The 10007-nt window shown below is 75.7% G+C and carries 7 protein-coding genes; 1 reads left to right on the top strand and 6 read right to left on the bottom strand.

The genetic code is table 11. From position 1 onward, the window contains the following. From JNW98_RS30685 to JNW98_RS30660, 6 genes are all read right to left on the bottom strand, one after another. Positions 1–311 (bottom strand): hypothetical protein (locus JNW98_RS30685; RefSeq protein ID WP_223771567.1); only part of this gene is annotated, 311 nt, incomplete at its 3' end. Between the two features lie 15 nt (positions 312–326). Then, on the bottom strand, positions 327–2270 hold the full coding sequence (locus JNW98_RS30680) for a TOMM precursor leader peptide-binding protein (protein WP_223771566.1): 1944 nt from the start codon (positions 2268–2270) through the stop codon (positions 327–329). Between the two features lie 98 nt (positions 2271–2368). Continuing rightward, positions 2369–2551, bottom strand: coding sequence for a hypothetical protein (locus tag JNW98_RS30675; protein WP_004943468.1), 183 nt, complete (start codon positions 2549–2551; stop codon positions 2369–2371). A 160-nt stretch (positions 2552–2711) separates the two neighbouring features. Next, on the bottom strand, positions 2712–4385 hold the full coding sequence (locus tag JNW98_RS30670) for a SagB family peptide dehydrogenase (RefSeq protein ID WP_223771565.1): 1674 nt from the start codon (positions 4383–4385) through the stop codon (positions 2712–2714). 268 nt (positions 4386–4653) lie between these two features. Continuing rightward, positions 4654–6576: a hypothetical protein gene (locus JNW98_RS30665; protein WP_223771564.1), complete on the bottom strand. Its 1923-nt coding sequence runs from the start codon at positions 6574–6576 to the stop codon at positions 4654–4656. Between the two features lie 223 nt (positions 6577–6799). Beyond that, the gene (locus JNW98_RS30660) at positions 6800–9190 is read right to left on the bottom strand and encodes a chitinase C-terminal domain-containing protein (protein ID WP_372459359.1); all 2391 of its coding nucleotides are present in this window, start codon (positions 9188–9190) and stop codon (positions 6800–6802) included. Positions 9191–9558: 368 nt separating this feature from the next. Here JNW98_RS30660 and JNW98_RS30655 point away from each other — a divergent pair, with 368 nt between their 5' ends. Next, on the top strand, positions 9559–9849 hold the full coding sequence (locus JNW98_RS30655) for a GlsB/YeaQ/YmgE family stress response membrane protein (protein WP_223771563.1): 291 nt from the start codon (positions 9559–9561) through the stop codon (positions 9847–9849). Positions 9850–10007 lie beyond the last annotated feature (158 nt).

Here is a 10007-nt window from a genome sequence, read left to right as displayed (position 1 = left end):
TTCCGGTTGTGGACGGCGCGGCGCAGGGCGACCAGCGCCGGCCGGCCCTCCGCCGGCCGGCCCTCCGCCGGCCGGCCCTCCGCCGGCCGGTCCTCCGCCGTCTGCCCGACAGCCGTCCGCCCGATCGCCTCGAACAGGGCGTCCGACAGCTCCACCGCCCGCGCGGTCAGCCGCTCGTCGCCGTCCAGCACCGCCTCGACCCGCTCCCACAGCGCGGGGGAGCGCATCGCGTCCAGTGCCGCCACCGGCAGACCGCCGACGCGCACGCCGAAGGTGTCCGGGGTGGAGAAGGCGGAGAAGTCCTGGGCCATGGTCACCTTCGGGTGTCAGGGGAAGGGGTGGGGGTGCGGATTGACGTCGTCCGGGCCGAGCGGTCCCGTGCGGTGGCCGAGGCGGGCCGGCAGGTCGCGGAGGCGCGGCAGGCCGTGGGTGCGCCGCATCCGGTGCCCGAAGGTCATCGGCAGCAGCCCCGGGACGATCACCTTGGCGCAGGCGAAGCCGCCCACCCGGTGCTCGTCCGTGGTCTGGTCCACCACGACGACGTCGAGCCCGGCACCGGTGAACCGGGCCACCACCTCGGCCAGGTCGTCACGGAGGTCCGCCCCGCGCGGCCGGCAGTCGGCCCGCGCGAACGCCTCCCGCACCGGCAGCGCCGGCGCGTCGCCGAACAGGAAGCCGAAGCGGTCGAAGGCGGCCGGGTGGCAGTACAGCAGCGCGTGGTCGCGCATCTCCCGCACCAGCTCCGGGTCGTCGACCATCGCGGCGATCCGGGCCGTCTCCTCGCGCCACGCCACCCGGTTCCAGCCGAGGTTCGCGGTGAGCTCCAACAGGCCGTTGAGCAGCGCCTTCTCGGGATCGAAGTGGGCGCCGGCCGCGCAGACCGCCGCCGGTTCACGACCCGGCCGGGGATGGACGGCCATCACCCAGACCGAGGGGATGCCGTACTCGGGCGTGGTCGCGAAGGCGACGACCCGGTGGCCGCCGTCCTGCCGGATCCGCTCGGCCAGCACCGGGATCCGCGGATCGGACACCGTGCCGAGGTCGATCCGGGGGACGGGCAGCCGGGCGTACCAGGTGAGCAGGAACGCGTCCCGTTCCGCCAGCTCCACCAGCCCGTGCAGCGCCGCCTCCTCCAGGCAGCCGCCCAGGGCACAGCCGTTGGACACCTCGTACGCCAGGGGGCGGGCGTGCGGGCCGTCGTGCCGGGTGCGGTAGTAGGCGTAGTCCTCGGGGACGAGGACGGGCGCGTCGCGGGCGAAGGAGTGGCCCCACACCCAGGGCAGTTCGAGGCCGGGGTCGAACGGCGGGTAGGGGAAGCCGGGTTCCGCGTACCGCTCCGGCGGGTAGAGGCCGAGGTCCGGCGGGTACAGGGCGTTCCCGGCCACCTCGCGGTAGGGGGCCCGTACGGTCGGGCGCCGGCCGCCGGGACGGGCGCCGCCGAGCCGCTCCAGGGCCTCCGCCAGGGCGGTGCGCGCACAGGACGCGTAGTCCAGGTCCCGGCCGAAACCGGCCTCCTGCTCGCCGCCCGGCAGGTGGAGGGGGGCCGACACCATCGGGTACGGGTAGTCGGTCCGCACGTCGAGCTGGCGCACGACTCCGGTGCGGCCGTCGACGTAGGCGTCCCGCAGGGCGTCCCAGCCGGCCGCGAGGTCGCGGGTCCGGTGGACGTCCGGTGCCGGCTTGGGGCGCGGCACGGCCATGAGGACGGGCGGCCGGTCCGGGGGCAGCCCGCCGCACGACGGGCAGTCGGGCACGGGCAGGAAGGGGTGGACGCCGGCCGTCAGATCGGGGAGCGCGAGCATGAGGACGGCCCGGTCCGTCAACCGGGCCCCGGTGGCCGTGAGTTCGTGGGTGACGAGGGCGGCCACCGTGTCGCGGGCCCACGCGGGCAGCAGCGGCGCGGCCCGGTCCGCCAGCCGGTCCCCGTGACGGCGTACCAGCTCGGCGCGGGGGCTGTCCGGGCCGAGGGCGCGGGTCCGCCGGGTGCGGGCGCAGCGCGCGCAGCCGGGGCGGCCGGGTACGACGTACGGCCCGATCACGACGGTCCCGAGCTCGACCCGGACGGGAAGCCACGGGACGCCCGGCACCTCGGGCTCGGTCGCCGGATTCCAGCCGTCGTCCGCGGTGACCACGGCGGAGCAGCCGTCGTGGGGCTCGGCGGCGAGCAGGCCGGCGCGGCCGAGGGCGGTACGGACGGCGGTGGCGAGCAGGCCCTTGCCCAGCACGGCGACACCCGCCGAGAGGGGCGCGTCCGGAGCGGCGTCGGTCAAGGTCTCGTTCCTCGCTGGTGGTCGTTCCCCGCCGGTGGTCGGATGGCGCCGTGCCCGGCGGGCGGTGAGCCCGCCGGGCACGGCGGATTGCGGCCGCTTCAGCAGCAGCAACAGGAGCAGCAGCTCGCGGGCGTGCCGCGCGAGGTGCAGTTCGACGCGCCGATCTCGACCATGGCGTGGCCGACGTTGATCGACTCCAGGCCGGCACCCGGCGAGGTCGGCAGAACGTCGAGTTCCTCGACGCTCAGGTCGCCGAGGTCCAGTTCGAGCTTCGCCTCCATGGGTCCTCCTCTCGTGACGATGTGCGAGGGACGGTTCCGGCGGGGACCGGATCCGCTGTCGATACCGATCCTCGGCCCGCGGCCGGCTCCCGGTCTCTACGGGCCGACCGCAGGACGACCCGTAGGTTCCGCCGCGGCCCGCCCCCTGTGGTGGAGCGTCCTACCAGGTCAGCAGCGGTTCGTACTGGGCCGTGGGCCGACGGCGGCCGAGGACGAGGACGAAGACCGGCACCCGCTCCCGGCCGACGCCGAGCAACTCACGGACCATGCCGTCGTGGTAACCGTTGGTCACCCGGGCGGCCACCCCCTCCGCCGCGGCCAGCACACTGATCCGCTGCGCCACCACACCCGCCTCCTGATGCAGGATCCGGTATCCGCGCGGGCCGAACAGCCGGTCGCCCGCCTCCCGGTCCACGGTGAGGAAGACGAGCGCGTTGGCCTTGGCCGCGTTCACCGACGGCGTCCGGTCGCACACCATGGCCACGACGGCGGAGGCGTCGGGGTGGGGGAGGGGGAGGAGGGCGGGCGCGGGGTCCGCCTCGGGCCCCGGGTCCAGCTCGTACAGCCCGGCGGGCACCCCCACCACGTTCCGCACGAGGACGTGGCAGTCCACCAGCGGGCGGCAGGGCTCCCCCGTGTGGTCGGACGGCACCGGCTCCAGCGCGTGCCGCAGCAGGCCGGCGAGCGCGGCGGCGGGCAGCGGGGCGTCGGCCGGGAGGAACATCCGGCCGCCCGAGTCCCGCGCGCGCAGCGCCTCCGCCAGTTCCCGCGGGCCGGGCGCCGGGGCCGCGCCGCCCAGGGGCACGGCCGCCTGGTGACCGCCCGCCGGCGCGCGGAAGGCGGACGTCTCCACCGGGGCGCCCGGCCCGGGCAGCCGGGACGCGCGGTCCAGCGCCGTCAGCCCGGACCAGGCCGCCGCGTCGGCGTGGCACGTACGGACGTACTCCGGCCGGATGGCGTCGAGCGGTGCCTCGGGCACTCCGGCCGCCGGAGGGGACTCGTCCGCCGGGGAGTGCAGGTCGACCACGGCGAACGCGGTCTCCTCGGTGCCGTCCAGGCCCAGCGCCCGGTCCACCACCGCGTCCCCGAACCGGTGGTGGACGCGGCCCTCCAGGCCCAGCGCCGCCGCGACCATCAGTGCGTTGCCGACGGTCATGCCCGCTTCCTGGGCGGCCAGCCGGTACGCGTAGTCGCGGTAGCGGAACGCCGCCTTGCGGAACTGGACGGCCGCCACCAGCAGCGCCGGCGTGCCGTCCCCGGCTCGCCCGGTGCCGGCGGCGGCGTGCAGGGCGGCCGGGACGCCGCCGGTGCGCAGCCGGGTCAGCGCGTGGTGCGCCGGGTCGAAGTGGTAGCAGCCGGCGGGCAGTTCCCCGGCGGGCGCGGCGAGCCAGAGGTACAGCTCCACGGGGTGGAAGCAGCGGGCGGACGGTACGACGCGGTGGTACGGCCAGGCCGCGTGCGGCCCCAGCTCCATCCGGCCCAGCCCGTAGGCGTGGTGCACGAGGGCGGACACGGCCGGCTCGTCCAGGGTTGCCCGGCCGGGGACGTCCGCCGGACGGGCCCGGCGGAACCCCTCGAACGACCACCGCGCGTCCCCGATCCGCCGCGCCGGCGCGCTCAGCACGTGCCGCGGCAGCCCGCGGTACGTCTTCACCGGCAGCGGATCCCCGTCCCCGCCCTCCGCGCCCTGCCCCTCCGCGAACAGCTCCCGCACCCGCTCGAAGGTGCGCCACCAGAAGCGGAGGCCGGGGGTGGCGGGTTCGTCGCCGGGCGGCGCCGGGTGTTCCGCCGCAGCGGCGGGTTCGTTCGCCCGGTGGGTGGCCGGGGTGACCACCCCCGCGGCCGCACGGCGGGAGGCCGGGACGCCGGACCCGTCTCCGGACCCCGGCGGAACGGGCGGCGGGCCTTCCGGCGGAGGAGCCGAGGAGCGGACCGCCGGGGCGGTGGCCGCACGCGCCGGCGGTGACGTGTCCGGTCGGGGCAGGGGGCGGCCCACCGCCTGGGGGCGTGGCCCGGCGGGGTGCGTTCCGGCGCCGGCGCCGGCCCGGTCGTGCTCGTCGGAGCCGCCGGCCCGCGGGGTGTCCGGTGTTCCGGGGCCGCCGTCACGCATCGGCCGTCACGACCCGGAGCGCGAAGGGGATGACCTCGTGGACGGCGGGGTCGTGGTCCAGGGGAACCGCCACCGCACGCAGGCCGCGGGAGCGCAGGGCGGACAGCAGGCGGACGCGGACCGGCGGGGGCGGCCAGGCGGCGGGCGCGCCCGGGGCCGGCGGTTCGCCGAGGCCGGGGGGCGGCTCCGGCGCGTACGCCGACTCGTCGGTCATCGCCGACTGGCGGGCCAGCAGGGCCCGTTCCAGGCCCTCCGCCGCCGCGTCCGGGCCGCAGGCCGCCGCCACCGGGCGCCCGTCCAGCCACCAGGCCAGGACCGGGACGCCGAGCGCGCCCCCGATGTCCGCGACCCGTACGGTGCCGCCGGCCGCCCGCAGCAGGCCGAGGTACCGTCCGGTCCGCTCGCCGGCCGGAGCGTCGGCGAGGTCGAGCGGTACCGGACGCGTCCGGCCCTCCGCCACGTCCTCGGCCGCGAGCCGGGCGCAGTGCTGCCCGAGGGCGTCGTCCACCGCGTCGTCCCAGGACGGCCGGGCCGCGAGGCCGGTTCCGGCGGAGAACGCCGTGCCGGCGGGGACGGGGACCGCCCGCTCCCCGGCGAGGTCCCAGCCCCACACCGTGCCGTCGGGCCCGTACCGGCGCGGGTCGGGCGAGGCCGCCGCGTACCGGGCGAGCCCGCGCAGGGCCGCCTGCCGCCTGGCCTCGGCGAAGTCCCGTCCCGCGCCGAAGACCCGCGGGCCGCCCGAGTCGGCGAGGTGCGGGACGGCCTCGGTGACGTGCAACGGCACCTGCGTGAAGTCGCCCTCGTCCAGCGTCCGCAGGACGCCGGTGTACGGGTCGAAACAGGCCGCCGCCGCGCCGGAGAACTCGTCTTCGCCCGAAGGGGCCGCCGCGCGCAGCCGGCCGATCCGCGCGGTGAACTCCTCCACCGGTTCCGGGCCGGCCGGGCGCGCGGCCGGGTGGGGCAGGAAGGCGTGCGTGGAGGTGCGCAGGGTCTCCAGGTCGATCCTGGTCAGCACGGTCCGCGCGCCCGGCTCCGCGATGCCCGCCAGCGCGCGGAGGGCGGCGAGCCCGAGGTGCCCGGCGACCACCGCCGCCGCGGGCCCGGTCAGGAACGTGCCCGTCCGGTACGGGGGGCGGGCGCGCAGCCGCGACCAGGCCGAGGACCAGTCCGGGCCGGGCGGCCCCAGCCAGGCCACGTCGTCGAGGACCACGCCCTGCACCAGGAGGGTGCCCGAGGCGCGGCACAGCCGGTCCAGGCGCGGCGCCCGGTCCGCGGCGGGGCCGGCGGCCACGTGCAGCACCGCGTCGGCCGTCGCCAGCCGGGCCTCCTCCGCGTCCGAGAACGGCACCCGCTCCAGCGTCTGGTCCGGGTCGCGGAGCGCCGCCTCGGCGGCCAGTTCGGACAGCCGGTCGGCGTCGGCGGTGGAGTCCGCGCCGGGGTCCGCGTCCCCGTCCGGGGCGTGGACGGCCCGCAGCCGTCGCACGCCCGAGCGGAGCGCCGAGCAGACCAGGGCGGTGAACACCGGACCCGCGCCGACGACCGTCACCGCGCTGTCCCGGTACGTCTGGAACCGCCGCGCCGCCGAGGAGGCGTGGTACTCGACGAACGCGATCTCCGCCGCGTACGTGTCGAGTTCGCGGGCGGACAGGTCGTGCGGCAGGTCCGCGGCGGCGTCGACGAGGCAGCCGGCCGTCTCCAGCCGGCGCACCAGCCGCTCCACGGCGGTACGGGTCCCGTCCGGCAGACCGCGGACGAGCGCGTCGAGTTCGGTCGAGCCGTCCAGGTGCGGAGCGAGCCGGTCCAGCAGCCGGTAGGCGGCCGGACCGCGCAGCGCGACGTCGGCGCCCGCGCCGAAGACGTGGGCTCCGTCGGGAGTGGGCACGAACAGTACGTCGGACTTCAGTTTCGGTAGCATCCCCAGCCCTCGCGTCGGTGATCCAACCGAGTATGGGAACCGGGGGATCCCGTCGTCCCGACGGCGGAACCACAGGATCGACCACAGGATTCGGGGCCGGGGGCTTGCGGACGCGGCCGGCGGGCCGCACGCGTGACCTGAACGCGCGACCGCCCCCCGGCGGTCGGGGCGACGCGCCGGGGGACGGGATCGAGGGGGCGGGGGGACTGGGGACGGGGCCGGGTCAGCAGGCGCCGAGGTCCTGCCACACCCCCCACTCGCCGGTGGTGCCGGGCTCGTCGCCCTGCGTCCACCACTTGGCCTTCCAGGAGTGCGCCTTCCAGGAGACGGTCGTGCCGCCGGTGTAGACGGCCGCCTTGTCCCAGGTCGGCGCGGTGCAGGTGCCGCCCGTCGGGGTCGGCGTCGGGCTCGGGCCGCCGGTGGGGGTGCCGGTGGGCGTGGCCGTCGGGGTGGCCGTCGGGGTGGGCGAGGGGCCGCCCGGGTCGGTCACGGTCGTGCCGCGCGTCAGGTCGCCGGCCAGGGCCCACGTCTTCCCGCCGAAGCTCACGGTCCAGTTGGACGGCGTGGACGTCGGCAGGTAGTAGACGAGGTCGAGCACGGCGGTGGCGCCCGGGGCGAGCGGCTGCGAGGCGGGGAGCTTCACGGACGTCCGGTTGTAGTCACCCTTGAGACCGCCGATGTTGTTGGGGGCGGTGTGGTCGCTGCGGACGACCTTCAGCCCCCACCCGGACTGGTCCCGGGCGTTCCCCGGCGCGGAGTTGGCGTAGTCGAACTGGAACTCCGTGCCGCCCGGCAGCGTGGTCTTCGTCCGGTTGGTGATGCGGACCTTGGGGTTGATGGGGTAGTTGCTGTCCCCGAGGGGGAAGTCGGTGAACGCGACGTCGACGTCGAGGGCCTTGCCGGGCAGGTCGGTCGTCGCGCGCCGGGCCCCGTACGCCGGTGCGGCCTTGAACGCGTCGTACATCGCGGACGTCAGGGTGTCGCCCGGCTCGTACTGGCCCTTGCCGGCGTTCCACGCGTAGTCGCCCGCCAGCTCCCAGATCATGGTCCCGCCGAGGCCCTTGTCCACCACGTACCGCGCCTTGGCCTGGACCGACTGCTCGTCCTCCGTGGAGAGGAACACCTTCTTGTCGGCGTTCCACAGCCAGGGAGCGGTCAGGGTCGCGTCGTACTTGCGGGCGTAGGTGCCGGTGGGCTTGGTGCCGGCCGGGAAGCCGTACTTCGTCAGGTAGTCCCCGCCGATGCCCTTCTCCAGGTTCTTGGCGTGCCACATGGGGTTGGAGCCGGCCGGGGACTCCTTGCCGTCGTCGTCCTTGTCGTGCCAGAGGTTGTCGATGCCGACGGCGCCGTCACCGCAGGAGGTGAGGCCCGAACCGGCCGGACACGTCGTCGCCTTGGCCGTTCCCCACAGGCCGTCGGTGCCGCCCGTGACGTTCTTCCAGCCGCGCGTGTAGTACGGCAGGCCGAGGTTGATCCGGCCGGCGGGCAGCGCGCCGCGGAAGTAGTGGTACGCCCAGTCGGCGTTGAGGTAGCCGATGCCGCCGTACTGCGGGGTCGTGTACACGCCCCACTTGGCCAGTTCGGCGTCCTTGCCGTCGTCGTAGAGGGCGGCGTTGGGGCCGACGAACTCGTTCCAGGCGCCGTGCAGGTCGTAGGACATGATGTTGACGTAGTCCAGGTACTTCGTGCTCTGGTACGTCTCCATGCCGCGCAGCAGGTAGCCGGAGGAGGGCGCGGCGACGGAGAGCAGGTAGTGCCGGCCGTCGGCCGCCCCGGCCCGGTCGAGCCGCTCGCGGAGGGACTTCATCAGCGCCGCGTAGCCCTTGTTGAGGCCGCCGCGCCGGGCGTTGGCCAGGGGCCAGTCCTTGGGGTGGCCGGCGTCCTTCATCGACGTCGGGTACTCGTAGTCGATGTCGACGCCGTTGAAGCCGTACTTCCTGACGAAGGCGACCGCGGAGTCGGCGAAGGTGTCGATGCCCTGCTGGTTGACCGAGCCGTCCGCGTTGGTCGCCGTCTTGTAGAAGCCGCCCGAGTCGACCCGCTTGCCGTTCTCGTCGATGTACCCGCCGGTCTCCGCCCAGCCGCCGACCGATATCAGGGTCTTCACCTGCGGATGCTGCTTCTTGAACTTGTTCAACAGGTTGAAGTGGCCCTTGTAGGGAAGGTCCGGGTCCATCTCCGCGCCCTTGACGCCCGGCCAGGTCATGCCGGTGGCCGGGTTGTTCGCGCCGTCCGCCCCGACGGAGATCCGGTCGTCCGGGCCGACGTGCGCGAAGGCGTAGTTGAGGTGGGTGACCTTGTCCCAGGGGATGTCGGAGGCGAGGTACGCCGGGGTGCCGTCCTTGCCGGTGCGCCAGCCGGTGAAGTAGCCGATGACGCGCCGCTGGTGGTCGGCGCCCATCTTCTCGCGGCCGGCGGTGTCGTAGGCGGTGCAGTACGGGACGTCGACGCCCGGGGTGGCGTACAGGCCGTCGGGGCGGCAGGCGGCGTGGTCCTCGGCGGCGGAGGAGGACCTCGTCTGCACCGTGGCGGCCAGCAGCCCGGCCAGGGCCGCGCCCGCGGCGGCGACGGCGGCCCCGCGGCGGGCGCGGGAGCCGGTACAGGATCTCCCCAGGGGGCTGCCCAGGGTTCTCCCCAGGGGGAGCAGGTCTCGGAACAACACGATCGGTCCTCCAGTGGGGGGTTCGTGGAGCGGGGTGGGGGGTGCCGTGCCGTGGCCCTGGGTGTCGCGCACACCGGCGGGCCGTACTCCTCGGAGGTGTGGCAGAGGCTAAAAGGACTAGACCAGTGCGTCAATAGGTGCGGACCAATGTGCGAACGAGGCGTCACGCGCGGGGTGGACGAGGGCGGGCGCGCGCAGGTGCGCCCGTGGCTCGGAGGGGGGGGCGGGACGGAGTCCGTCGCCGACTCGGCCCGCGAACGGTGTTTGCGAGCGAAGCGGCAGGTTAAGCGCCTGGCAGCACCGACCAAGGAGGACACATCATGGGAATTCTCGCGTGGGTCGTCATCGGGCTGCTGGCCGGAGCGATCGCCAAGGCCCTGATGCCGGGCAAGGATCCCGGCGGTGTGCTGGTGACCATGCTGATCGGTGTGGTCGGCGGACTGCTGGGCGGCTTCCTCGGCAAGGTGATCTTCGGAGTGGAGTCGATCAACGGCTTCTTCCACCTGTCGACGTGGATCGCCGCGATCGTCGGGTCCGTCATCATCCTGGCGCTCTACCGGGTCTTCGCCGGCCGGAGCGGGCACGGACACGGCCGGCACTCCCACGCCTGACGCGGGCGTGCGGCCGGGGGAGCGCGGGGGAGTGCGCGGCGCGGGTGTGCGACGCCTGACACGTGCTGCCTGAGGGCCGGCTCCCGGTGACCGGCGGGCGGGCCTACGGCCCGCTGCCGGGCCGGGGGCGGCCCCGACCGGCCCGCGGCCCCGGCCCG

Origin of the sequence: Streptomyces huiliensis, assembly GCF_020037025.1 — a bacterium.
GTDB classification, from domain to species: Bacteria; Actinomycetota; Actinomycetes; order Streptomycetales; family Streptomycetaceae; genus Streptomyces; species Streptomyces huiliensis.
The sequence above is the reverse complement of the archived record's forward strand: the minus strand, read 5'-3'. Positions and strand labels throughout refer to the sequence as shown.